Origin of the sequence: Pseudomonas benzenivorans (assembly GCF_033547155.1) — a bacterium.
Classification (GTDB): domain Bacteria; phylum Pseudomonadota; class Gammaproteobacteria; order Pseudomonadales; family Pseudomonadaceae; genus Aquipseudomonas; species Aquipseudomonas benzenivorans_B.
In genome coordinates this window covers 1,328,831-1,353,479 of the sequence record NZ_CP137892.1, presented here as the reverse complement: position 1 = coordinate 1,353,479, position 24,649 = coordinate 1,328,831, and the positions used below count along the sequence as shown (strand labels likewise).

Genomic DNA, 24,649 nt, shown 5'->3' with positions numbered 1-24,649 from the left:
GACGCTCCTTATCGACCTGCCAAACAGGCTATCGGCCTGGACCGCTTAGCTTTGCGGCAGTGCGCCGTCCGCTGGCAGGGTCGCGCGGCTGTGCACCCTGCGATAAAGCGCACTGGAAACCATGAAACCGATCACCGCCAGCAGGCTCATCAGGGAAAAGACATAGTCGTAGCCCTGCTGCCCTGGGTAACTATCGAGGATGGCGCCATAGATGACATAGGCGAACATGCCCGGGGCATAACCAATCAAACAGCCGATGCCGAAGGCCGAACCGCTGATATGCGGCGCGATCCCCACCTCGCTCATCGGTGCCCAGAACACCCCACGCATGGTGAAGACGATCAGCGCGAAGGAGAGCGTCGCGGCCATGCCGGCATAGATGAAACTCGGCCCCTTGGGGATCAGCATGATGATCGCCATGAGCGGCAGCAGCGCCACGAACGCCCACTTCAGGTAGCGCGTCGAACTCTTCAAACGCTTGTCCGCCAAGAAGCCACCTGCCGGTCCCCCCAGTACCTTGAGGAAATACTGGTTGATGATCCCGTAGGCGCCGACCAGGGCCACCGGCAGCTCGTACATGTCCTTCAGGTAGGGGATGAAATAGGTCAGGCCGCAATAGACGATGTAGACCATGAACACGTTGAAACTGACCAGCCAGACGCCCGGCAGTCGGACGGCCTGGAGCAGGCCATCGAGGCCGGTGCGCGGTGTCGTCACCGGGCGGCTCGCCCCTTCCGTGAGCAGGAACCAGGTGAGGATACCGGCGAGGATATCGATCGCCGCGTAGAACAGGATGGCCGACTTCAGCCCCGCCGCCCCCGAGCCCATGAGGACGAACACGCCCAGGGCGGAGAAGGCGATCAGGGTGTCGACCACGCCACGGCCGCCCTCCAGCAAGCCGAACATGCGCCCCTGCTCATTGTCATCGCCGAGGTTTCTGATGGCCTTGAGCAGGGAGGGCCAGAAGATGCAGTCGGCGCAGATGGCCAACAGGCCGAACACGATCAGCAGCCTGTCGAACCCGGGAAAGCTCGCCAGGTAGAGCCCCAGACCACCGGTGCCGAGCAAACCCAGGGGGATCAGCTTACGGGTATCGAAACGATCGGCGAGCATGCCGCCGACCACGAAAAGCGCGGTGGCGACAATGGCATTGACGCTCATGAGCGTGCCGATCTCGGTATGACTCAGCCCCATGAACTCCTGCATGGGGACGTAGAAGGCGTCCTTGAGACTGCCCAGCTTATAGATGGTCCCGCCACCGAGGACGAGGACCAGAAAGCGAAACCACTTGGCTTTGGCCTGTGCTGTCATTGTTGTTCTCCACAGATGGTTTGAATTAAGACCGAGGGTCGCGGGCCTCGGCCAGGGTCAGTTCGGCTAGCAACCTGAGCTCGTCCATCAGGCTGCGCACATAGCGGATCTGGTTGGCTGCCCAGCGCGGCTCGTCGCGGGCCATGCGCGGCGCCGTGTAGCCGGAAGGCAACGCGGTCTCGCTCATCTCGCGGTAGGGAATAAAGGGGTCTGGCGCTTCATCGGCCTGGCGAAAGGACGGGGCGATGTAGTGGTTTTCCTGCTCCAGGATGAAGGCGATCACCTGGGGCGTCCGCTCGCCGAGCATGAGCAGCTCATAGAACATGCGCGGACCGGGCAGATCGTCGTCGGCGCTGCCCTGCAGCACCCCGTAGTGACCGAAGCCGTTTTGCTCGGGGACGATGCGTACCCCCTTCAGGTGCACCTGACGGATATGCGGCGCCAGGGCCTGCAGGGCTGCCAGGGGCTGCTCGCAGGCGTTGATCATGTTGCCGAAGTCGAACAGCGCATGCAGCCGCGGATGCCCGAGGCGCTCGAGCATCCGGGCGATTTCGAAGCTCTTGAGCTCTTCGTGCTGCTCGAAGTCGAAGAACAACTCGTAGCGATCCGCCTGCTCGGCCAGATAGCGCAGGTCAGACTCGATCAGCTCCAGCACCCGGGACAGATGCCCCTCGTAGCGTGAGTACACGCGAATGTTGCGCACGCCCAAGGCCCTGGCGATGGCCACGACCTGATCCACATCCTCTTGGCGCGTGCTGCTGATCTCCAGATGCAGCGCCAGGCCCAGTGCCTCGGCCTTGCTGGCGAACGCCAGGAGCTGCTCGGAACTCATGCGGCTGAGGCTGTTCTCATCACCGTCGAGCAGGTGCAGGCTCAGGCCCTGGAGTTCATGGCGATAGGCGAAGTCGAGCAGGTCAGCGGGTTTCAGGCAGCCTTGGGTGAGGTTGCTCAGCAAGGGGTAGCCATGGGCGAACAGTCGCGCCTGGCCCAGGCGCTCGAGCAGCTTACGGGCCACTGCCGGGGTGAGTAAGGGCGGGGGTCCGTCGCCACCGGCCTTGTGGCTCAGCAGGGCGCAGAAGCGCGCTTGGATAGGGTTCATTTCGGTCACTCCTCATGTAAGACACCGGCCTGGCCGGCGGTGCCTTTATCACCCTGGAATGGACCTTCCCCTATAGCCATTACCGCCTATTTTTTATGACCACTTTTCAGCCTGCTGCAGTCTCTTGAGAGCAGAGCCAGCAGCGCCGCGCCTCAGAACCTGTGCCCCATCATGATCAGCGCCTGAGCCAGGCCCTCGACCTTGGCCTCGGCCTGTTCCTCGGGCGTGCCGGCAAAGCCGATCAGCAACCCGGGCCGCAAGTAGCGCCGCATGCAGTAATCGCTCAAGGCATAGGTGTAGATCTGCTGGCTGGCCAGCCCCGAGGCGATCGCCGCATCGTCCAACTCGGGCGCCAACCAGCCGATCAGGTGCATACCGGCGTCCACCGCATCGACCTCGAGGAAGCCGCCGAGGCGTCTGTGCAGTGCCGCCAACAGGCAGTGCTGGCGCCGTTGATAGAGCGCGCGCATCCGCCTGACATGACCGAGGAAGTGCCCTTCGCGCATGAAGTCGGCGGTCACCGCCTGCAGCAGGGAGGCGGGACTGCGATCCATCACCGCACGCACGGCGCAGAACGGCTCGACCAGGGCCTCCGGCAGGATCACATAGCCCAAGCGCAGGGACGGGAAGAGCACCTTGCTGAAGGTGCCGACGTAGATCACCCGCGCCCCCTGATCCATGGCGTAGAGTGCCGGCTGCGGCCGCCCCTGGTAACGGAACTCGCTGTCGCAATCGTCTTCGATGATCCAGCTCTGCTCGCGGCCGGCCCACTCGATCAACTCGAGCCGTCGGGCATAGCTCATGGTGGTGCCGAGCGGGTGCTGGCGCGAGGGCGTGGTGAAGGCCAGGCGCGCCTTGGGGCATTCGCGCAGGCCTTGCTGCACATCCAGGCCCTGTTCATCGATGCGCAAGGGCACGATGCGGCAGCCCTGAGACTGGAAACTGATGCGCGCGGCGATATGACCGGGGTCCTCCATCCACACGCTATCCTGCGGATCGAGCAGCAGCATGCTCAGCAGGTTGAAGGCCTGCTGTGCCCCGGAAACGATCACCACCTGTTGCGCCGTACAGGCAATGCCGCGCGCGTCATAGACGTACTCGACCAGGGCCTCACGCAGCGCCTGCTGCCCTTTCAGTTCGCCGTAACTCAGCATCTCCTTGCTCGGCTGGCGCAGGTGGCGATTCATCAGGCGCCGCCAGACCGGCATTGGGAACGCATCGTAGGCGGCATGGCTGGGCAGGAAGGAAACAGGGCAGCCCGGTTCCCACGCCGCGTACGAGACGCCGCCGAAATGGTCGCTGCGCATGGACAGCACCGACTGGCTCAGACTCGACAGACGCGGCGGCTGGCGAGGCGCTTCGCTGGCGGCGGCACGCCCCTCCCACTCGTCGCTGACGTAGGTCCCGGCACCCGTACGCGGCTGCAGAAAACCTTCCGCGGTCAGTTGGTCGAAGGAATTGAGAATGGTGATCCGCGACAGCCCCAGCTCGGCGCACAGGGTGCGTGTCGAGGGCAGGCGCATGCCTCCCTGCAGCCGGCCACTGAGAATCTGCTGGCGGATCTGCAAATACAACTGGCGATACAGCGGTACCGCACTGGTTCGGTCCAGTTCGATACTGGCCAACAGCATTCCACCCGGGGACTTCACTACTTATCGGCCTCCCATGGGCGACTGGACTGTACAGGTCATGTTGCGCGGCGCTCGCCAGCGAGACTCAGCCGAGCGGCTGACCCATCCCAGTGCCCACGGACGCTATAGCGCGCCGAGCAGGGTAACAAAATGCGGCCCCAGGGATCGAACCATGGCCCTCCTCCCCAGCACTGGCGCGCGGCCCTGCTCGCTGCTGCGCAGGGGATGAGGGTCTAGGTTCACCCAGATATCCCTATGCCCCGGTTAGACGTGCACATCCCGCACCGGCGCCTTGCTGCGCTGCTGGGTCTGCCAGTGTTCGGCCAGGCCCACCTCCACCTCCGAGGCCGGCAGCATGCCACGCCCGCGCAGCAGGTCGGACGCGCGTTCGGCGAGCATGATGGTCGGCGCGTTGAGGTTGCCGTTCGGCTCGGTGGGGAACACCGAGGAGTCGATCACCCGCAGTCCCTCGAGGCCGCGCACGCGCAGCTCGGAGTCGACCACCGCCAGTTCGTCCTCACCCATGCGGCAGGTGCCGCAGGGGTGGTAGGTGCTCTCCAGGTTGGCGCGCACGAAGGCGTCGATCTCGGCGTCGCTGTTGACCTGCGGCCCCGGGGCGATCTCGCCGTCGCGGAAGGCATCCATCGCCGGCTGGCCGATGATCTCGCGGGTCAGACGCACGCAGCGGCGGAAGCCCTCGCGGTCCTCCTCGCGCTCCAGGTAGTTGAACTGGATGCGCGGGTGCTCGTAGGGGTCGGCCGAGCGCAGCCGCACGAAGCCGCGGCTCTTGGGCTTGTTCGGCCCGGTGAGCACCATGAAGCCGTGGCCTTTGACCGGCTTCTTGCCGTCGTAGCGCATCGCCGCGGGGAGGAAGTGGAACTGGATATCCGGCCAACGCAGGCCCTGCTCGGAGCGGATGAAGCCGCCGGCCTCGAAGTGGTTGGTGGCGCCCAGGCCGTCCCTGAACAGCAGCCAGCGCAGGCCGATCATCAGCTTGCTCAGCGGGTCCATCTTGCTGTTGAGGGTCAGCGGCTGCTTGCAGCCGTACTGGATGTAGATCTCGGCGTGGTCCTGCAGGTTCTCGCCGACCCCGGGCAGCTCGTGCTGCAGCGCCACCCCGGCCTGGTCAAGCACCTCGCGCGGGCCGATGCCGGAGCGCTGCAGCAGGTGCGGCGAGCCGATCGGCCCACCTGCCAGGAGGATCTCGCGCTTGCAGCGGACCTGCCGGGTGCGTCCGCCGTGGTCGTACTCGATGGCCACCGCGCGCTTGCCGTCGAGGATGATGCGCCGGGTCATGGCCTGGGTCACCACGGTTAGGTTCGGCCGGTCCATGGCCGGACGCAGGTAGGCGTTGGCGGTGGAGCAGCGCACGCCGTCCTTGATGGTCATGTGCATGGCGCCGAAGCCTTCCTGCATATAGCCGTTGCAGTCGTCGGTCTTGATGTAGCCGGCCTCGGCGCCGGCCTCGACCCAGGCGCCGTACAGCGGATTGCGCATGTGGTTACCGTTGCCGGTATGCAAGGGTCCGCTAGCGCCGCGGTAGGCATCGCCACCGCCCTCGTAGTGTTCGGCCCGTTTGAAATAGGGCAGGCAGTTGCGGTAGCCCCAGCCGCGGGCGCCGAGCTCCTCCCACTCGTCGAAGTCATAGGCGTGGCCGCGGATGTAGACCAGGCCGTTGATCGACGAGGAGCCGCCGAGCACCTTGCCCCGCGGGCAGTGGATACGCCGACCGTCTAGGTAGGGCTCCGGCTCGGTCTCGTAGCGCCAGTTGTACTTCTTGGTGTTCATCGGGATGGAGAAGGCGCTGGGCATCTGGATCAGCACGCTGCGGTCGCTGCCGCCGAACTCCAGCACCAGCACCGAGGTGGCGGGGTCTTCGCTCAGGCGGTTGGCCAGCACACAGCCGGCCGAGCCGGCACCGATGATGATGTAATCGTATTGCTTAGTCATGGCTCAGGCCCTGTGCTTCGAGATTCAGGGGGTTGTTGCGGCTGCCGTGGCCCGGCGCGTAGGCGCCCCAGCCCAGCCGCGTAGCGAAGGTTCGGGTCAGCCCGTAGTGCACCAGGCCGGCCAGCACGCAGGACGGCAGCGAGGCGGAGACGAAGCTGAACAGCGTGGTGTTGGCCAGGGTCTGCGGGTTGAACAGCAGCACGTAGGAAACGAAGCCGACTGCCAGCGCCAGCAGCGCGATGGGGTTGAAGCCGTTCCAGTAGTGGTAGGCCGACCGCGCCTCGGGGCCATAGAGGTGGCGCAGGTTCATCCGCTGCCGGCGCAGGCAGTAGTAATCGGCGATGCCGATGCCGGCCAGCGCGCTGTTCAGCGCCGAGGTCCACACCAGGAAGATGAAGAAGCCGTCGTAGATACCCGGGGCGACGAACACGATGACCGCCGGCGCCACGCAGAACAGCACCACCAGCAGCGCCCAGCTCATCTCGCGGAACTTCTGCCCGGCCAGCTGGCGCAGGCCGACTATCGAGGTGTAGAGGATGTTGATCATGCTGGTGACGTTGGCGAAGGCGATGAAGCCCAGGGCGACGACGCCGAACACCAGGCCGCCAATATGGGTCATCCACACCGTCGGGTCGCTGTCGCCCAGGGCGGCGGACGCCAGCAGGCCGACCACCTCGCCGAGCACCGCGGCGCCGAAGATGCCGATGATGTTCGGCCAGAAGGCGGTGCGCTGGTTCTTGCTCAGGCGCGCCAGGTTGCCGATATAGGGCCACCAGGACAGGCCCGCGGCCATGTTCACCTCCACCGCGATCATGAAGTTGACCCGCTTGTCGGCAAACGGCGCATCCAGCGCCGGCAGCGCCAGCAGCTCGGCGACGCTGCGCTCGCTGAGGATCAGGTAGAGCATCGCGCCCATGATCAGCACCAGGGCCGGGGCCACCAGGGTGTTGAACCACTTGATCGAGGTGGGCCCCTTGGCTACCACGAAGCCGGCCAGGGCGATGGCGAAGAAGCCCGACAGCAGCACCAGCAGGCCCGTGGGCTGCGCCTCGTGTTCGCCCAACAGGGCGCTCAGGCCGTCGATGGAGCGGCCGAACATCAGCCCCAGCACCGCCAGCCAGCCCATGGTCAGGAACACCACCGCCAGCACGTAAACCAGGCGGCTGCCGTTGCTGCCGAACATGCTGCGCAGGAAGGTGAACTGCTCGGTGCCGTACTTGCCGCAGGGCACGCAGGTGGCGAAGGTCGCCAGCAGCACGCCGATGATGTTGCCGATGACGATGGCGGCGATGCCCTCGCGCACGCCGACGAACAGCGCCGTGGCGCCGCCGATGAGGAAGGCCCAGGTGGCGATGGCCAGGGCCGAGTTGGCGTAGCTGAATTCCCAGAAGCCCCACATGCGTTCCGTGGGCAGCAGCGGCGTATCGCCGCGCTGGGCTTCGAGACCGATATCGACTGACTTGGACGTGGCCATGGCTCAATACCCCCAGAGGTAGAAGCCGGCCACCAGCACCAGCGTCATCAGGGTGATTGCCAGGTAGTCGGTGGCGTTCAGCGCCCCCGGCCAGTGCTTGGCTTGTTCCATCTCCTCGTAGACGCGGATGCGTCGTTCCAGGTCCTGCGCACGCAGGCTTTCGGCTTGACTGTTCATCTGGACATAACCTCGTATGGCTCTTGTTATTGGCTACCCGATGTTCCCGGCATGACGCCTGGCGTCATGCCGGTGGTCTGTTGCTTCCTCAGTTCATGGCAGGGTGATCCACACCGCCTTGGTCTCCAACAGGTGCTCGAGTTGCTCGGCGCCCAGGTCCTTGCCGAAACCGGACTGCTTGTAGCCGCCAAACGGCATGGCCGGGTCGATGGTGCTGTGGGCGTTGACGTACACTGAGCCGGCGCGCAGCCGCGGAATCAGGCCGTGCACCCGGCCCAGGTCGTTGGAGTAGAGCGCCGCGGCCAGGCCAAAGGGCGAATCGTTGGCCAGGCGCAACGCCTCCTCATCGTCGTCGAACGGCGCGGTGACCAGCACCGGGCCGAAGATCTCCTCCTGGACGATGCGCATGTCGTTGCGGCAATGGGCGAAGATGGCCGGCTGCACGAAGTAGCCAGGGCCCGCGACGGGTTCGCCGCCGTATATCAGCTCGGCGCCCTCGCCCTTGCCGACCTCGATGTAGTCGAGCACCCGCTGCTGCTGCTGCCTGGATACCAGCGGGCCGATAAAGCAGTCCGGATCCAGCCCCGGGGCGATCTTCAGGGTGCGGGTGTAGGCGATCAGCTCGGCGAGGAACTGCTCGTAGATGCTGCGGTGGATATAGGCGCGGGTGCCGGCGTCGCACACCTGGCCGGAGTTGAAGAACACCCCGTTGGCCACCGCCTGGGCGGCGGCCGGGATGTCGGCATCGTCCAGTACTATGACTGCAGATTTTCCGCCCAGCTCCAGGGTCAGGCGTTTCATCTGATCGATGGCCGACTTGCCGACCGTGCAGCCGACCGGCGTCGATCCGGTGAAGCTGAGTTTGTCGATGCCCGGATGACTGGCCATCGCCGCGCCAACCAGGCTACCGCGCCCGCTGACGATGTTGACCACGCCGTCGGGGATGCCCGCCTGCTGCACCAGTTCGGCGAAGCGCAGCGCCGACAGCGAGGTCAGCTCGGCCGGCTTGACCACCAGGGTGCAGCCGGTGGCCAGGGCCGCGCCGAGCTTCCAGGCCATGGTCTGCAGCGGGAAGTTCCACGGCACTATGACACCGACCACGCCCACCGCCTCCTTGCGCGTATAGGCCAGGTAGTTGCCCGGCAGCGAAGGCTCGACGGTGCGCCCGTGCAGCTTGGTGGCCCAGCCGGCGAAATAGCGGAAGGTATCGATGGTGCCCTGGATATCCACGTCGCGGGCCTGGGCGGCGGACTTGCCCATGTCGATCGACTCGATCTCGGCCAGTTCGACGGCGTTCTGCTCGATCAAATCGGCCAGGCGGTGCAACAGGCGCTCGCGCTCCAGCGGCTTGAGTTGGCTCCAGGCGCCGCCGTCGAACTGCGCACGGGCGGCCGCCACGGCGCGGTCCAGATCCTCGCTGGTGCCCATGGGGATGCGGGTCAGCAGCCCCTCGGTCGAGGGCTCGATGACCTCGGCGCTGCCGCCATCGCTGGCCTCGACCCAGGCGCCGCCGATAAACATCTTCTGGGGCTTGCCCAGGAACTGCTGGGTGGCTTCGCTTATGCCGAACTGCTGCAGGTACTGTTTGACGATGCTGTCCATGGTCATGCCTCCTGGGCGGTGCGGGCCTGGGCGCGCGCGTGGAAGATGAAGCCGATGCTGTTGAGCAGCAGCTGGGCGGCGAGGATCGAGGTCATGCCGGTGGGGTCGTAGGCCGGCGCCACCTCCACCAGGTCCATGCCGACTATGTTGCCGCGGCTGCGCTGGGCCAGCAGCTGGATGATCTCGAGCACCTCGTAGTAGAGGAAGCCGCCGTGACTGGGAGTGCCGGTGCCCGGGGCGATGGACGGATCGAAGCCGTCGATGTCGATGGTGATGTAGTAGGGCACGCCGCTGGGGATCAACTCCAGCACGCCCCGGGCGCCGAGGCGACGCACGTCGCGCACCGAGAGGATCTGCGAGCCGGCGCTACGCGCCGCGTCGTAGTCGTTGCGATTGGAGGAGGACACGTTACGGATGCCCAGCTGGGTCATGCCGACGATGTGGTTCATCTCCGAGGCGCGGCGCAACGGGCTGCCGTGGCCGTAGCGCACGCCATGGCGCTCGTCGACGAAGTCCAGGTGCGCATCGATATGCAGGATATGGATGGGGCCGCGGCCTTCGAAGGCCTTGATCACCGGGGCATGCACCGAGTGATCGCCGCCCAGCACCACCGGCATGGCGCCGGCCTCGAGGATCTTGCGCACGGCGTACTCGGTGTTGGCGTTGCTGGCGGCCATATCGGTGTGGACGATGTCGGCGTCGCCGACGTCGACCATGCGCACGTCCTCGGCGGTCAGGTACATGACGTCGTCTTCATGGTCGTAGGCGCCGGCGTGGCCGAAGGAGAACAGGGTCGAGGCCTCGCGAATGCCGCGCGGCCCGAAGCGTGCGCCGGAGCGCCACTGGGTGCCCATGTCGTTGGGCGCGCCGAGGATCGCCACATCGGCGTCCAGCGCATCCCAGTCGGTGCACACCGGGGACTTGGCGAAGGTGCAATGGCCCACGAATGGCAGGTTCAAGCGGCCGGATTCGTAACTGTTGTTCGACATCTGCAGGCATCTCCAACTCTTGTTGTTCTCGACGGAGGGCGAACCTTGTCAGCGCTCGCCGTTGCAGTGACTATGGGCCCGGCCTTGCATGGGAAAAATACTGGGCATCAGATATTCACATCGGTAGTTCCGATGTATCGCCAAGGGAGGAGACTCGCGTGATTCAACTGCACGATGTCGACCTGAAACTGCTCAGGGTCTTCGCCACCATCGTCAAATGCGGGGGGTTTTCCGCCGCCCAGGCGGCGCTGAATGCCGGCCAGTCGACCATCAGCGAGCAGATGGCCCACCTGGAAACCCGGCTCGGGGTCAAGCTGTGCCAACGCGGCCGCAGCGGTTTCCAGCTGACCGAGCAAGGCATGGCGATCCACGAAGCGACGCTGCGCCTGCTCGCGGCGGTGGAGAACTTCTGCCTGGATGCCGACGTGCTCAAACAGCAGATCAGCGGTCAGCTCAACCTGGGCATCATCGACAGCACCATCACCGACCCCGACTCACCGATACCGCGCGCCACCCAGCGGTTCGTCTCCAGGGGACACGACGTCCACCTCAACGTCTATGTCGGCGCTCCCGCAGAACTGGAAGAACGCGTGCTCGACGGCCGCCTGCACCTGGCCGTCGGCCATTTCCCCATCCACGTGCCCGGCCTGTCCTACTCGGCGCTGTATCAGGAAGCCCTGGCGCTGTATTGCGGCCGCCGCCACCCGCTCCATGGCAGCCAGGCCAAGGGGGCCGAACTGCTCAAGGAAGTGGCCGCCAGCCGCCTGGTCGCCCGGGGCTACATGCAGCAGTACGACCTGGAACAGCTGGGGGTGAGCAAGGCGGCGGCGACGGTGGACAACATCGAGGCGCTGGCCATCCTGATCATCTCCGGGGCGTACCTGGGCTTCCTGCCCGTGCATTTCGCCGCACCCTGGGTCAAGAACGGCGAAATGCGCCAACTGGCGGCGCCGCAACTGCAGCTGATGTCGCCATTCGACCTGATCAGCCGGCGCGGCGTGGCCCCGCCGCCGATTCTCCAGGCCTTCCTCGAGGACCTCGCGACCTGTTCGCGCACCCCACCCCACCCCTGACCCGCGCGCAGTCGAGCCCGCGGCGCACGACGGGCGATGGCGTGCCCAGATACGCCGCAGGCGACCCTGGGGTCGCCTGCGACTGGCTGCTCCGGTTCGCCTCAGGCCAGCTCGCTGCGCAATTGCCGTGCGGCGGCGACCATGTTGACCAGCGCCGCCTCGGTCTCCGCCCAGGCGCGGGTCTTCAGGCCGCAGTCCGGGTTGACCCACAGGCGCTCGACGGGAATGCGCCGGGCCGCCTTGCGCAGCAGCGCAGCCATCTGCGCCACCTCCGGCACCCGTGGCGAGTGGATGTCGTAGACCCCCGGGCCGATCTCGTTGGGGTAGGCAAAGTCCTCGAACGCCTCGAGCAGCTCCATGTCCGAGCGCGAGGTCTCGATGGTGATGACATCGGCGTCCATGGCGGCGATGGCGCCGATCACGTCGTTGAACTCGCTGTAGCACATATGGGTGTGGATCTGCGTCTCGTCCCGCACGCCCGAGGCGCACAGGCGGAAGGCCTCGGTGGCCCACTCCAGGTACGCCGCCCACTGCGCCCGGCGCAACGGCAGGCCCTCGCGGAACGCCGCCTCGTCGATCTGCACTATCTTGATGCCCGCCGCCTCCAGGTCCTGCACCTCGTCGCGGATGGCCAGAGCCAGCTGGCGGGCCTGCTGCTCGCGGGAAATGTCCTCGCGCGCAAAGGACCACATCAGCATGGTCACCGGCCCGGTCAGCATGCCCTTCATCACCTTGTCGGTCAGGCCCTGGGCATAGGCGATCCAGTCCACCGTCATCGGCCGCGGGCGGCTGAGGTCACCGACGATCAGCGCCGGTTTGACGCAGCGCGAACCGTAACTCTGCACCCAGCCGAAACGGGTGAAGGCGTAGCCGTCGAGCTGCTCGGCGAAGTACTCGACCATGTCGTTGCGCTCGGCCTCGCCGTGCACCAGCACGTCCAGGCCGAGGTTCTCCTGCACCTCGACCGCATGGCGGATCTCGCTGTGCATGGCCTCGGTGTACTCGGCGGCGGACAGCTTACCGGCCTTGAAGGCCTGGCGCGCCAGGCGGATCGCCGCGGTCTGCGGGAAGGAGCCGATGGTGGTGGTCGGCAGGGCCGGCAGTTGCAGGCGCGCGCGCTGCCGCAGGATGCGCTCGGCGAAAGGCGAGGCACGCTGGCTGTCGGCCGGGACTATGGCATCCAGGCGCGCCTGCACCGCCTCGTTGTGGATGCGCTTCGAGCCGGCGCGGCTGACTTGCACCGCGCGGCTGTCGCTCAGGGCGGCCCGCACCCCGGCGTCATCCGGCTGGTTCAGGCCGCGGGCGAGGATGGCGACCTCCTCGCACTTCTGCACGGCGAAGGCCAGCCAGCTCTGCAGCTCGGCGTCCAGCTGCGTCTCCCGGGCCAGGTCCACCGGGCTGTGCAGCAGCGAGCAGGACGGCGCCACCCACAGGTTGTCGGCGAAGCGCTCCTCGGCCTGGCGCAGCTGGGTCAGCGCCCGCTCCAGGTCGCAACGCCAGACGTTGCGGCCGTTGACCACGCCGAGCGACAGCACCTTGTAGGCCGGCAGGCGATCGACCAGCAGCGCCAGCTGCTCCGGCGCACGCACCAGGTCCACGTGCAGGCCGTCCACCGGCAGCCCCACGGCCAGGCCGAGGTTGTCCTCCAGGCCGCCGAAGTAGCAGGCCACCAGCTTCTTCAACGGCGCATGCTGCAGCAGGTGGTAGGCGCGCTCGAAGGCGTTCTTCCAGTCCTGGGGCAGGTCCAGACCGAGGATCGGCTCGTCGATCTGCACCCACTCCACGCCCAGGGCGGCCAGGCGCCCGAGGATCTCGCCGTAAACCGGCAGCAGCCGCTCGAGCAGCTCGAGGCGGTCGAAGGCCTGGCCCTTGACCTTGCCCAGCCACAGGTAGGTCAGCGGCCCGAGCAGCACCGGCTTGACCCTGTGGCCCAGGGCGTGGGCCTCCTCGACCTCCTCGAACAGCTGCTCCCAGCTCAGCTGGAAGCGTTGATCGGCCGTGAACTCCGGGACCAGGTAGTGGTAGTTGGTATCGAACCACTTGGTCAGTTCCTGGGCGTGGCCGCCGCAGCAGCCGTCGCGGCCGGTGCCGCGAGCCATGGCGAACAGGGTGTCCAGGGTCGGCTGCCCGGACTGCGGCCGGAAGCGCTGCGGGATGGCGCCGACCATCAGCGAGTGGCCGAGCACCTGGTCGTACCAGGCGAAGTCGCCGACCGGCAGCAGCTCGAGGCCGGCGTCCTGCTGCAGCTGCCAATGGGCGGCGCGCAGCTCGCGACCGACCGCGCGCAGGCCGGCTTCGTCCAGCTCGCCGCGCCAATGGGCCTCCAGGGCCTTCTTCAATTCGCGGTCACGACCGATGCGGGGAAAACCCAGGGAATGGGACAAGGCCATGTCGAAACGCTCCATAGATGCAAAAGATGGCGCGCATTGTCGACAGCCCGGGATAGTGAGACAAACTCAACCTATTCGCTTTGATATCAAGTTTTATTCATGTAGGGTGAATGACGCTCCGCCCATCCCCCGACTCCGAGACCGCCATGCTCGAACTACGCCACCTGAAGACCCTGCACGCCCTGCGCGAGAGCGACAGCCTGGTAGACGCCGCCGACCGCCTGCACCTGACCCAGTCGGCACTGTCGCACCAGTTCAAGGAGTTGGAGGAGCGCCTGGGCATGCAGCTGTTCGTGCGCAAGACCAAGCCGGTGCGCTTCACCAGCGCCGGCCTGCGCCTGCTGCAGCTGTGCGATGCGGTGCTGCCGCTGCTGCGCAGTGCCGAGCGCGACCTGGCGCGCCTGGCCGGCGGCACGGCGGGCCGGCTGCATATGGCCATCGAGTGTCACAGCTGCTTCCAGTGGCTGATGCCGACCATCGACCAGTTCCGCGACGCCTGGCCGGAGGTGGAGCTGGACCTGGCCTCGGGCTTCTCCTTCGCCCCGCTGCCGGCCCTGGCCAGGGGCGACCTGGACCTGGTGGTGACCTCCGACCCGCTGGAGCTGGCCGGCATCACCTATGTGCCGCTGTTCACCTACGAGGCCATGCTGGCGGTGGCCAACCAGCATCCGCTGGCCAGCAAGGCCTTTGTCCAGCCCGAGGACCTGGCCGGCGAGACCCTGATCACCTACCCGGTGGAGCGCGACCGCCTGGACATCTTCACCCGTTTCCTCGAACCGGCCGACATCGAGCCGGCCCAGGTGCGCACCTCGGAGCTGACGGTGATGATGATGCAGCTGGTGGCCAGCGGCCGCGGCGTCTGTGGCCTGCCCAACTGGGCGTTGCACGAGTACAGCTCGCGCGGCTATGTCACCGCCAAGCGCTTGGGTGCCAAGGGCCTGTTCGCCACCCTGTATGCCGGCATCCGCAGCGACATGCTCGACGCGCCCTTCATGCGCGACTTCCTGCTGACCGCCAAGGACACCTCCTTCGCCAACCTGGAAGGGGTCAGCGTGGCGCGCAGTTGAACAACCCGCGCTCGCCGAACCTGTCGGCCAGCGCTGATGACCACCCCAGGCAAGGAGGCCCCCATGCACGCACAACCGCTGCTCGCTGTCCGCGACGTCGAAGCCAGTAGCCGCTGGTACCAGAGTCTGCTCGACTGCCGGAGCGGTCACGGCGGCCCCGACTACGAACAGCTGGTCAGCGCGGGGCGAATGATCCTGCAGCTGCATCACTGGGACGCCCACCAGCATCCGCACCTCGGCGACCCGCAACGGCGCCCCTATGGCAATGGCGTAGTGCTGTGGTTCCAGACCGACCATTTCGATCGGGCCGTGCAGCGCATCCAGGCACTCGCGGCGACCGTGCTGGAAGGCCCCCAGGTCAACCGCAATGCCAACCACCGGGAGATCTGGTTGAGCGATCCCGATGGCTACGTGGTGGTGATCGCCGGCGCCTATGGCGACCTGGGCGAGTCCCCCTGAGCAGCTGCCGGCCTGTTCGGCGGCAGTCCCCGCTTCACCTGGCAAGGTCCGACTCCGAACTGCGGCTGTTACAACTTCCGGCTTGCTCATCGTGACCAGCAGTCATAGCATGACCACTGGTCACGAAGCACCCACGATCCGTCATGCGCTACCAAGATCGCCTGTTCCAGCAACGCCACGACGCCATCCTCGCAGCCGCACGCCAGCTGTTTCGCGAACAGCCCTGGGACCGCGTAACCATCGCCGAGGTGGCACTCGGCGCCGGCATCGGCAAGGGCACGGTGTACAAGCACTTCCCCAGCAAGGAGGCGCTATACGCGCAGCTGGTGCTGGAGCTGTCGCGGGCCAATCTCGACGAACTGCGCGCGCTGCATGCCGCCCAGCCGGGTCCCCAGGCCATGCGCCAGGTGATCCGCCGGGCCTTCGCGCAGATGCTCGCCGACCCGGTGCTGGTGCAGCTATGCCTGCTGTGCGACCGCCCGGCCTTTCAGGAGCGCCTGGAGATGCCCTACCGCGAACAGTTCCTCGCCCTGGAGCATGACTACCAAGCGCTGTTCGGCCAGCTGCTGGCGGACTGCCTGGATGCCCGCAGCCTGCCCCATGCCGACTGTCAGCACCTGTTGTGGGGCGTGGAGGCCTGCTTCAGCGGCGTGATGGCACGCATCGCCTCCGGCGGCTTCGCCCACTGGGCCGAGCCCATCGGCCTGCCCGACTACTTCGAGCGCGTCACCGACTTCATCATCGCCGGCCTCAAGGGCCAGGCCGCCAGCCTGCGCGGCTATCGCCTCAACATCGAGTAATTGCCCATGTTCAGTCGCCTCAGCAAAAGTCCCTGGTTGATCGCCATCGCCATCAGCCTGCTGTTGCTTCTCTGGCTCTTCAGCGGGGCGACCTTCCGTGCCCAGGATGACGCCGGCCCCGACCGGCCACTGGCCGATGGCGGCCTGGCGAAAGTCGAGTTCCAGTGGCTGGAGGCCGAACTCATGAAGCGCCGCCAGGTGGTGCAGGGGCAGATCGAGCCCTGGCGCCGGGTCGAGCTGCGCGCCCAGGTCAACGCCAGCGTGCTGCGCCTGGACCGCGACAAGGGCGACCGGGTCGAGCAGGGGCAATTGCTGCTCAGCCTGTCGCCGGACGACCGTCCCGCCCAGGTGGCCCGCGGCGAGGCCGAGGTGCGCCAGCGCCAGAGCGACGTCAAGGCCGCCACCCGCCTGCGCGAGCGTAACCTGATCTCGGCCAACGAGCTGCTGCGTCTGCAGAGCGAGCTGGCCAAGGCCAGCGCCGAGCTGGACAGCGCCCGTCTGCAGTTGCGCCACACCCGTATCACCGCGCCCTTCGCCGGGGTCTACGACCAGCGCCAGGTCGAACTGGGCGGCTTCGTCCAGCCCGGGCAGAGCCTCTTGACCCTGGTCGACATCGACCAGCTCAAGGTCAGCGCGCAGATCGCCCAGCAACAGGTGACCCAGCTGCAGCTGGGCCAGCCGGTGCACGTCGAGTTGCTCGACGGTCGCAGTCTGAGCGGCGAGCTGCACTTCATCGCCGCCGCCGCCGACCCCGGCTCGCGCAGCTTCCGCATCGAGGTGCGGGTGGCCAATCCCGAGTCGCTGCGCCTGGCCGGGGCCAGCGCCACCCTGCACATCGACACCGGCCAGGCCCTGGCCCATCGCCTGTCCCCGGCCCTGCTCAGCCTGGATCAGGCCGGTCGCCACGGGGTCAAGTGGGTCAACCAGCAGCAACGGGTCGAATTCACCCCGGTGGAGCTGCTCAGCGTCGACAACCAGGGGGCCTGGGTCAGCGGCCTGCCCCAGCGGGTCGCCCTGATCACCCTCGGCCAGGGGTTCGTCGAACCGGGCCAGCAGGTGCTCGCCCAACTGGCCAAAGAGGGCAGCTGAGATGCACAGCCTGATCGCCGCAGCGCTGGACCGCAGCCGGACCAGCCTGCTGTTGCTGCTGTTCCTGCTGGGCGGTGGCCTGGCCGCCTATGTGGCGATCCCCAAGGAGGCCAACCCGGACGTCACCATCCCCATCATCTATGTCTCGGTGACGCTCGAGGGCATCGCCCCGGAGGATGCCGAACGCCTGCTGGCCCGCCCCCTGGAACAGGAGCTGCGCAGCCTGGAGGGAATCAAGGAAATGCGCTCGCTGGCCAGCGAGGGGCATGCCTCGGTGACCCTGGAGTTCGACGCCGGCTTCGACCCCCGCCGCGCCCTGGCCGACGTGCGCGAGAAGGTCGACAGCGCCCGCAGCAAGCTGCCGGACGAGGCCGAGGAGCCGACGGTCAACGAGGTCAACGTGGCGCTGTTCCCGGTGCTGTCGATCGGCCTCTCCGGACCGCTGTCGGAGGCGGAGCTGGTGTACGTGGCCAGGCGCCTGAAGGACAACATCGAGGGCATCGCCGAGGTGCTCTCGGTGAACATCGGCGGCGACCGCGAGGATCTGCTGGAGATCGTCGTCGACCCGCAGGTGCTCGACAGCTACGGCATCGACTACAGCGAGCTGTTCAACCTGGTCAGCCGCAACAACCGCCTGGTCGCGGCCGGCAGCCTGGACACCGGCGCCGGGCGCATGAGCCTGAAGGTCCCCGGAGTGATCGAGAACCTCGAGGACGTGCTGTCCATGCCGGTCAAGGTGGAGGGCGCCAGCGTGGTGACCTTCGCCGACGTGGCGACCATCCGCCGTACCTTCAAGGACCCCACCGGCTTCGCCCGGATCAACGGCCAGCCGGCCATCGTCCTGGAGGTGTCCAAGCGCGCCGGCGCCAACATCATCGCGACCATCGAACAGGTCAAGGCGCTGATGGCCCAGGCCCAGCCGCTGCTGCCCGAGGGCCTGCAGGTCAGCTACATCATGGATCAGTCGCAGCAGGTCAAGAGCCTGCTCGACGACCTGCTCAACAACGTGCTGACCGCCGTGGTCCTGGTGCTGATCCTGGTGGTGGCGAGCATGGGCCCGCGCTCGGCGCTGCTGGTCGGACTGACCATCCCCGGCGCCTTCCTCAGCGGCATCCTGCTGATCTGGGTACTCGGTTTCACCCTCAACATCGTGGTGCTGTTCAGCCTGATCCTGGTCGCCGGCATGCTGGTGGACGGTGCCATCGTCGTCTCCGAGCTGGCCGACCGCTACCTGCACCAGGGGCAGAGCCCCCGCCAGGCCTGGGTCAACGCGGCGACGCGGATGGCCTGGCCGGTGATCGCCTCCACCGCCACCACCCTGGTGGTGTTCCTGCCGCTGCTGTTCTGGCCCGGTGTGGTCGGCCAGTTCATGAAGTATCTGCCGGCCACGGTGATCCTCTGCCTGCTCGCCTCCCTGGCCATGGCCCTGGTGTTCCTGCCGGTGCTCGGCGCGGTCACCGGCGGTCAGCCGCAGCCGCTGCCGCAGCAGGCCAGCCGTGGCGGCCGCGCCTATCGCCGCCTGCTGCAGCGCCTGCTCAGGCGTCCCGGCCTGACCCTGCTCGGCATGCTCACACTGATCGCCCTGATCTATAGCGGCTACGGCCGCTTCAACCATGGTGTGGAATTCTTCCCCGAAGTCGAACCGGAGAGCGCACAGATCTGGCTGCGCGCCCGCGGCGACCTGTCGGTGCAGGAGAAGGACGCCCTGCTGCAGCAGGTGGAGAAACGCCTGCTGGGCATGGCCGAGGTCAAGGCGCTGTACGCCCGCTCCCTGGCCCAGCCCGACGGCCAGCTCGGCGCCGACGTGATCGGCACCCTGCAGTTCCAGTTCGTCGACTGGCATGCCCGGCGCCCGGCCAAGCACATCCTCGCCGACATGGCCGCGCGTACCGCCGACATTCCCGGCGTGGTGCTGGAGTTCCGCAAACAGGAAGAAGGCCCCAGCGGCGGCAAGCCGGTCAAGCTGCAACTCAGCGCCCTGGACCAGGATCTGGCCGAACACTGGGTCGAGCGCCTGCGCACCGAGATGCAGCGCCTCGGCGGCTTCCAGGACATCGAGGACGACCGCGCCCTGCCCGGCATCGAGTGGCGCCTGCAGGTCGACCGCGAGGCGGCGGCGCGCTTCGGCGCCGACGTGCTAAGCGTCGGCAACGCCGTGCAGATGGTCAGCAACGGTCTCAAGCTGGCGACCTACAGGCCCGAGGACGCCAACGACGAGGTGGACATCCGCGTGCGCCTGCCGGGCAGCTGGCGCTCCCTCGACCAACTCGGCCGCCTGACCCTCAATACCCCCAACGGCCAGGTGCCGCTGGGCAACTTCGTCAGCCTGGAACCGGCGCCCAAGGTCGGCACCCTGCACCGGGTCGACGGCGTCCGCACCATCACCCTGCAGGCCGAGCTGGCCGAGGGTGCGCGCCTGGACGAGCGCCTGCTGGCCCTGCGCCAGGCCATCGGCGAGCTGCCGGCCGAGGTCCGGCTCGAGTTCGCCGGCGAGGATGCCGACCAGCGCGAGGCAGCCAACTTCCTCATGACCGCCTTCGTCGTCGCGGTGTTCCTCATGGCGATCATCCTGGTCACCCAGTTCAACAGTATTTACCAGGCCAGCCTGGTGCTCTCGGCCATCGTACTGTCCACCGCCGGGGTACTGATCGGCCTGCTGGTCAACGGCCAGGCGTTCGGCATCGTCATGGTCGGCATGGGCCTGATCGCCCTGGCCGGCATCGTGGTGAACAACAACATCATCCTCATCGACACCTACAACCAGCTGCGCCGCCAGGGCCTGGCGCCGCGCGAGGCGGCCCTGGAGACCGGCAGCCTGCGCCTGCGCCCGGTGCTGCTGACCGCGGTGACCACCATTCTCGGGCTGATGCCCATGGTGCTGGCCGTCAACGTCGACCTGCTGACGCCGAGCCTGGGCTTCGGCGCCCCCTCGACCCAGTGGTGGACCCAGCTGTCCAGCGCCATCGCCGGCGGCCTGGCCTTCGCCACCCTGCTGACCCTGCTGCTGACCCCCTGCCTGCTGGTGCTCGGCGCGCGCTTCGAGCGCCGCGCGCCGCCGCTGGAGACCTACGCCACCGACCTGCTGGACCTGCCGGAGCAGCTGCCCGCCAGCCGCCCCAGCAAGCACAACCTGAGCAGCCCGGTCGACAAGTGAGCGCACGGGCGTCGGACCTCGCGGCGCCGACGCTTAGGAAACTTTTAGGGATTACCTAGGAGTAATTTCGCAATCCTCCCGCCCGCCGACTCCTAGCATGGTTCTCCTCAGACCAACACCGAGGAGTCAGTCGATCATGGCGGCCATTGCAGAATCCCTAGATCACCCTTTCATGCTTCGTCCCGGCACCCGCGACGATGCCGGGGCATGCGGTCGAATATGCTACGAGGCCTTCGGCGCCATTGCCGAGAAACACAGCTTCCCGCCCGACTTCCCGTCCGCCGAGGTGGCCACCGAGCTGCTGTCCGGGCTCCTGACCCATCCCGGCTTCTATTCGGTCATCGCCGAAGCCGAGGGGCGCATCGTCGGCAGCAACTTCCTGGATGAACGCAACGCCATCGCCGGCATCGGGCCGATTACGGTCGCTCCCCACACCCAGAACCAGGCGGCCGGCCGGCGCCTGATGGCGGATGTCCTGAACCGCGTGGCCGACAAGGGCTTCCCAGGCGTCAGGCTGCTGCAGGCGACCTATCACAACCGTTCGCTTGCGCTCTACACCAGGCTCGGCTTCGTGGCGCGCGAGCCGCTGTCCACCCTGCAGGGGCCACCGCCCGGAGTCGAGCTGCCGGGCCATCGGGTCAGGCCCGCGACTAGGGCGGATCTGCCCCACTGCAACCGGCTCTGCATCCGGGTGCACGGGCATGACCGGGACGGCGAGTTGAGCGAAGCGATCGACCGCGGCACCGCCAGGGTCGTCGAGCACGCGGGGCGGATCGTCGGTTACACCACCCTCGTCGCCTTCTTCGGCCACAGCGTGGGCGAAAGCAACGATGCCTTGAAGGCCCTGATTGCCGCGGCCGACGAATGCCCGGGGCCGGGTTTTCATGTGCCGACCCGCAATGTGGAGCTGTTTCGTTGGTGTCTGGAGAACGGCCTGCGCGTGGTCCAGCCGATGACGCTGATGAGCATCGGCCTGTACAACGAGCCAGCCGGCGCGTACCTGCCGTCGATATTCTATTAATCCGCGCTACAGGGGATCACTCCATGAGCCTACAAGGCAGCTGCCAGTGCGGCAGCGTTCGCTACGAGATCGCCGGTCAGTTCCAGTTGATCGGCAACTGCCATTGTTCCATCTGCAGAAAGTCCAACGGCGCCGCCTATGTGACCTGGGGCATCATCGACCCCGAGCAGTTCCGCTGGACGGCGGGGCAGGACTGCATCGAAAGCTACCCGTCCTCACCCGACAGATATCGCTGCTTCTGCCGCAAATGCGGCGCGTCGCTGGCGAGCGGCCATGCCGGCAGGGTGTCGGAAATCGTCCTGGCCACCGTCGATGGTGACCCCGGCGCACGGCCCCGGGAGCACATCTTCGTAGGCTCCAAGGCCATCTGGCACGAGATCACCGACGACCTGCCGCAACACACCGAATGGCCGCCAGGCATGGATGCTTGAGGCGCCAGCTAAAGCCACCGTCGAATGCCAGCGGGCTGCACCGCCAGCCCCTGGCACCCGGCGAGGTCGCCGCGACAACCTGCCCCGCGGCTGCTCACCGCTGTGACCGCGATTCTCGCCCCCCAGCCCTGGGTGCCGGCCGCTTAGCTCTGGCGCCCTGACGCCCACCGTCCTGCCTCCCTGCACCGCCCGTCGCCACACGGATCCCATGCCGCCTGCCCGCTCGCTTCGTCGGAACGGCTGCACGATTCCCCGCGCCCTTAGGGAAGTTTTAGGGATTGCCTAGGGGTTATTTCGCAATGTCGCGATACGCCGCCTTCTAGCATGGGCTCCTCACACCCTCGAGGAGTCAGTCGATGTCCGCCACCGCCGCCCGCTTCGATATCCATGCGCCGATCCACAAGGGGCTGCGTGCCCACCTGCTGCATACCCTTTACCCGATCGGCCGCTGCGGCGGGCAGGACTGCGACGAAGCCCGCGCCATGCTCGCCGAGCGGGACGGGCTGCAAGCGCTGCGCCCGCAGCTGACAGCGCAACACCCTGCCCATCTCGATGCCGCGCTGGGGCTGACCCGGCCGGTCGAGCCGGCGGACCTGTCGGCCTGAGCCGACACGCCGCCCACTACCAAACCCAACGAGGAGCAATGCAATGAGTCCCCTTTCCCGTCGCTGGATCTATGTCGCCATCGTCTATTTCTGCCTGGCCGTCGGCCTGGGCGTGTTCATGGGCCTGAGCGGCGACCACCGCCTGATGGCCGTGCACGCCCACATGAACCTGCTCGGCTGGGTCACCCTGGCCCTGATCGGCATCATCTACCACTACTTTCCCAAGGCGGCGACCAGCCGCCTGGCCAGCCTGCAGTTCTGGCTGCACAACCTGACGCTGCCGGTGATGATGGGGGCCCTGGCCCTGGTGATCCTCGGCACGCCCCAGGCCGGCCCGGTGCTCGGCAGTTCCGCGGTGGTGATGCTGCTGGCGGTGTTGCTGTTCGCCGGCAACCTGCTCTGGCGACGCACCTGAGCGCGATGCCTCAGCCGGCGGCGATCTCCTGGAGCAACACCGGGCGCCGGAGCAGCAGGCGCAAGCGCCCGCGGCCGCACTTCTCCAGCACGATGTCGCGGCTGCGCTCGGCCAGGCGGCGCTGCAACAGGATCAGCCGCGCCTCCAGGTTGTCGTCCAGTTCCGGCAATTTCAGCGCCGGATCGACCCGCAGCTCGCGGTTGCTGAACTCGCTGCGCCCCTCGCCGAGGTGCAGGTTCAACAGGCGCCAGAAGATGGCGCCTGCCACCCCCTTGATCAGATAGTCGTCGCCGAGGAACAGGCTGCTGTTGGCCGGATAGTAGCGCACCGCCAGAGGCGCCCCGCTCGGCGGCGTGGGCGCCAGCGGCGCCCCGGCGTCCTCGGGCGACACCTCGGGCGTCTGCTGCAGGGCCAGGATGGAGGCGCCGAGCAGGCCGGCCAGACTCAACAGGCAGTCCTCCTCGTCATAGCCGAACCGGTGGGGCTCGGCGCTTTCCACATGCAACACGCCGAGCAGGCGGCCGGCCGCGAGGATCGGCACCGACAGCTGGCTGTGGGGCTCGGCCAGGCCCGGAAAGGCGATCTCCGTCTCCAGGCGGTCCAGCGGGGCCGCTTCGGCCAAGTGTTCGCGAATGGCCCGGCCGTAGGCGTATTCCGAAGCCAGGTGGGCGATGCGGATCGGCGTGCGGAATTGCGCCGCCACGCCGATGATGCCGCGCCCGACGGGAAACTCCGAGCCCACCCCGGACTGGTCATAGCCGTGGCTGGCCACGGTGTAGAGCTTCTGCCCCTGGGGGTCGAGCAGCAGGATCATGGCCTGGGGCATCTCGAGGATGCCGGCCAGGCCGTCCAGGCACTGCTCCAGCAGGCCGGCCAGGTCGGTGCAGGCGGCCAGGCGCTGGTTCAGCTGGCGCAGGCGGGCGATATGGCAGGGCGCATCCTGGGGCGGCGGCACCTCCTCGCCCGGCACATACTCGACGTCCAGCACCTGGTAGACATCCGCGCCGAGCAGGCGGAACACCCCGCTCATGCCGGAGTCGGAAGCAATGCCGGCGAGCTTGGCCTTCATGCTCTCGAACAGCGGCCCCTCGGTCTCGGTGCGCCGGTACAACAGCGCCAGGCGGTAGCGCGCGCTGGTCTGCGGGTGCAGGAGAAACACCGTGGCCTGGGGATTGCTCAGGATGTTCTCGCGGGTCTTGTTGAAAAACTGGAAGGACAGCGCCACGTGCCTGGGGTCGACGTAGTGCACCTGGGACACCAGGGTCACGTTCGGCGTGCCGGCGGCGTCGCAGGTGGCGATCGCCGCCGGCACCGCGCCCTCCAGGCAGGGGCGGATGGCGTCCAGGCTCGGCCCGCTGCTCACCGCGCCGGCTCCAGGCGCATACCGGCATTGGGCCCGGGGGTCTGCTCGAACAGGTCGCTCAGGGTGAAGCACAGGGCGCGCAGGCGCTCGCCCCGGTAGTCGTGGGTGGCGCGGGCGAACGGCAAGGCGTAGCCCAGCGGCAACAGGTCCGCGGCGAAGGCCTCGCGATGGCGCGCCGCCAGTTCGGCATCGCCCGGCTCCAGCGGCACCTCGCGGGCATCGCGGCCCTTGAGCTGCAGGGTGCGATGGCTGCTGGGCAGGCAGAACGCCGCCGCCAGGGCGCCGCTGGCGGCCACATCCTCGAGCAATTGGCCGGCCTGGGCGGCATCGACCAGCACGCGCACCTGGCGCTTGTCCGCCGCCACCTTGCAACCCACGCCCTTGCTCACCGAAGGCACCCGGCGCACGTCGCGCGAGGCCAGGCTGATCGACACGCCGCTCTCGATGAAACGGATCTGCTCGTCACTCAGGGTCATGCCGCTCATGGCTCAGTCTCGACAAAATCTGAGCAATATCCTGCGCCTTCGTCGGGCACCTGTGAAGCCGCTG

Annotated in this window: 21 protein-coding genes; 10 read left to right on the top strand and 11 right to left on the bottom strand. The window is 67.3% G+C overall.

Going from position 1 to position 24,649, the window contains the following annotated elements; all coding sequences use genetic code 11:
- Nucleotides 1-45 precede the first annotated feature (45 nt).
- From SBP02_RS06205 to speB, 8 genes are all read right to left on the bottom strand, one after another.
- Nucleotides 46-1,311, bottom strand: coding sequence for an MFS transporter (locus SBP02_RS06205; protein ID WP_318645523.1), 1,266 nt, complete (start codon nt 1,309-1,311; stop codon nt 46-48).
- 25 nt (nt 1,312-1,336) lie between these two features.
- Entirely contained in the window at nt 1,337-2,410 is a 1,074-nt protein-coding gene (locus SBP02_RS06200) for a sugar phosphate isomerase/epimerase family protein (RefSeq protein ID WP_318645522.1), read from the bottom strand.
- 152 nt (nt 2,411-2,562) lie between these two features.
- Complete coding sequence (pdxR, locus tag SBP02_RS06195; protein ID WP_318645521.1) at nt 2,563-4,059, bottom strand: MocR-like pyridoxine biosynthesis transcription factor PdxR; 1,497 nt, start codon at nt 4,057-4,059, stop codon at nt 2,563-2,565.
- Between the two features lie 246 nt (nt 4,060-4,305).
- Nucleotides 4,306-5,991, bottom strand: coding sequence for a choline dehydrogenase (gene betA / locus SBP02_RS06190; protein ID WP_318645520.1), 1,686 nt, complete (start codon nt 5,989-5,991; stop codon nt 4,306-4,308).
- Nucleotides 5,984-7,465 (bottom strand): purine-cytosine permease family protein, encoded by a 1,482-nt coding sequence (locus SBP02_RS06185; RefSeq protein WP_318645519.1) that lies wholly within the window; start codon nt 7,463-7,465, stop codon nt 5,984-5,986. The genes betA and SBP02_RS06185 overlap by 8 nt, the downstream gene beginning before the upstream one ends.
- A 3-nt stretch (nt 7,466-7,468) precedes the next feature.
- On the bottom strand, nt 7,469-7,642 hold the full coding sequence (locus tag SBP02_RS06180) for a hypothetical protein (protein ID WP_318645518.1): 174 nt from the start codon (nt 7,640-7,642) through the stop codon (nt 7,469-7,471).
- Between the two features lie 93 nt (nt 7,643-7,735).
- Complete coding sequence (locus tag SBP02_RS06175) at nt 7,736-9,244, bottom strand: aldehyde dehydrogenase family protein (protein ID WP_318645517.1); 1,509 nt, start codon at nt 9,242-9,244, stop codon at nt 7,736-7,738.
- A 2-nt stretch (nt 9,245-9,246) separates the two neighbouring features.
- Nucleotides 9,247-10,233, bottom strand: coding sequence for an agmatinase (speB, locus tag SBP02_RS06170; RefSeq protein ID WP_318645516.1), 987 nt, complete (start codon nt 10,231-10,233; stop codon nt 9,247-9,249).
- 158 nt (nt 10,234-10,391) lie between these two features.
- On the opposite strand from speB, the gene SBP02_RS06165 reads away from it, so the two are divergent.
- Nucleotides 10,392-11,306, top strand: coding sequence for a LysR family transcriptional regulator (locus SBP02_RS06165; RefSeq protein WP_318645515.1), 915 nt, complete (start codon nt 10,392-10,394; stop codon nt 11,304-11,306).
- Nucleotides 11,307-11,407: 101 nt separating this feature from the next.
- Here SBP02_RS06165 and metE read toward each other — a convergent pair whose 3' ends face one another.
- Entirely contained in the window at nt 11,408-13,696 is a 2,289-nt protein-coding gene (gene metE / locus SBP02_RS06160; RefSeq protein ID WP_318645514.1) for a 5-methyltetrahydropteroyltriglutamate--homocysteine S-methyltransferase, read from the bottom strand.
- Nucleotides 13,697-13,842: 146 nt separating this feature from the next.
- Between metE and metR the strand changes: the two genes are divergently transcribed.
- From metR to SBP02_RS06115, 9 genes are all read left to right on the top strand, one after another.
- Nucleotides 13,843-14,763 carry a transcriptional regulator MetR gene (gene metR, locus SBP02_RS06155; RefSeq protein WP_318645513.1) on the top strand — a complete coding sequence of 307 codons (921 nt, stop codon included), beginning with the start codon at nt 13,843-13,845 and terminating at the stop codon, nt 14,761-14,763.
- Between the two features lie 63 nt (nt 14,764-14,826).
- Nucleotides 14,827-15,222 carry a VOC family protein gene (locus SBP02_RS06150; protein WP_318645512.1) on the top strand — a complete coding sequence of 132 codons (396 nt, stop codon included), beginning with the start codon at nt 14,827-14,829 and terminating at the stop codon, nt 15,220-15,222.
- Nucleotides 15,223-15,365: 143 nt separating this feature from the next.
- Nucleotides 15,366-16,022, top strand: a complete 657-nt coding sequence (locus SBP02_RS06145; protein ID WP_318645511.1) for a TetR/AcrR family transcriptional regulator — start codon at nt 15,366-15,368, stop codon at nt 16,020-16,022.
- Nucleotides 16,023-16,028: 6 nt separating this feature from the next.
- Nucleotides 16,029-17,111 (top strand): efflux RND transporter periplasmic adaptor subunit, encoded by a 1,083-nt coding sequence (locus SBP02_RS06140; protein ID WP_318645510.1) that lies wholly within the window; start codon nt 16,029-16,031, stop codon nt 17,109-17,111.
- 1 nt (nt 17,112) lies between these two features.
- Complete coding sequence (locus SBP02_RS06135) at nt 17,113-20,265, top strand: efflux RND transporter permease subunit (RefSeq protein ID WP_318645509.1); 3,153 nt, start codon at nt 17,113-17,115, stop codon at nt 20,263-20,265.
- A gap of 136 nt (nt 20,266-20,401) precedes the next feature.
- Nucleotides 20,402-21,286, top strand: a complete 885-nt coding sequence (locus tag SBP02_RS06130) for a GNAT family N-acetyltransferase (protein ID WP_318645508.1) — start codon at nt 20,402-20,404, stop codon at nt 21,284-21,286.
- 23 nt (nt 21,287-21,309) lie between these two features.
- Nucleotides 21,310-21,717, top strand: coding sequence for a GFA family protein (locus tag SBP02_RS06125; RefSeq protein ID WP_318645507.1), 408 nt, complete (start codon nt 21,310-21,312; stop codon nt 21,715-21,717).
- A gap of 356 nt (nt 21,718-22,073) precedes the next feature.
- A complete protein-coding gene (locus SBP02_RS06120) occupies nt 22,074-22,322 on the top strand; it encodes a hypothetical protein (RefSeq protein WP_318645506.1) in 249 nt (82 codons plus the stop codon).
- 43 nt (nt 22,323-22,365) lie between these two features.
- Complete coding sequence (locus tag SBP02_RS06115; RefSeq protein ID WP_318645505.1) at nt 22,366-22,737, top strand: hypothetical protein; 372 nt, start codon at nt 22,366-22,368, stop codon at nt 22,735-22,737.
- Nucleotides 22,738-22,747: 10 nt separating this feature from the next.
- Here SBP02_RS06115 and SBP02_RS06110 read toward each other — a convergent pair whose 3' ends face one another.
- Nucleotides 22,748-24,100, bottom strand: coding sequence for a GAF domain-containing protein (locus SBP02_RS06110; RefSeq protein WP_318645504.1), 1,353 nt, complete (start codon nt 24,098-24,100; stop codon nt 22,748-22,750).
- On the bottom strand, nt 24,097-24,585 hold the full coding sequence (locus SBP02_RS06105) for a hypothetical protein (RefSeq protein ID WP_318645503.1): 489 nt from the start codon (nt 24,583-24,585) through the stop codon (nt 24,097-24,099). Before SBP02_RS06105 ends, SBP02_RS06110 begins: the two co-directional genes overlap by 4 nt.
- Nucleotides 24,586-24,649 lie beyond the last annotated feature (64 nt).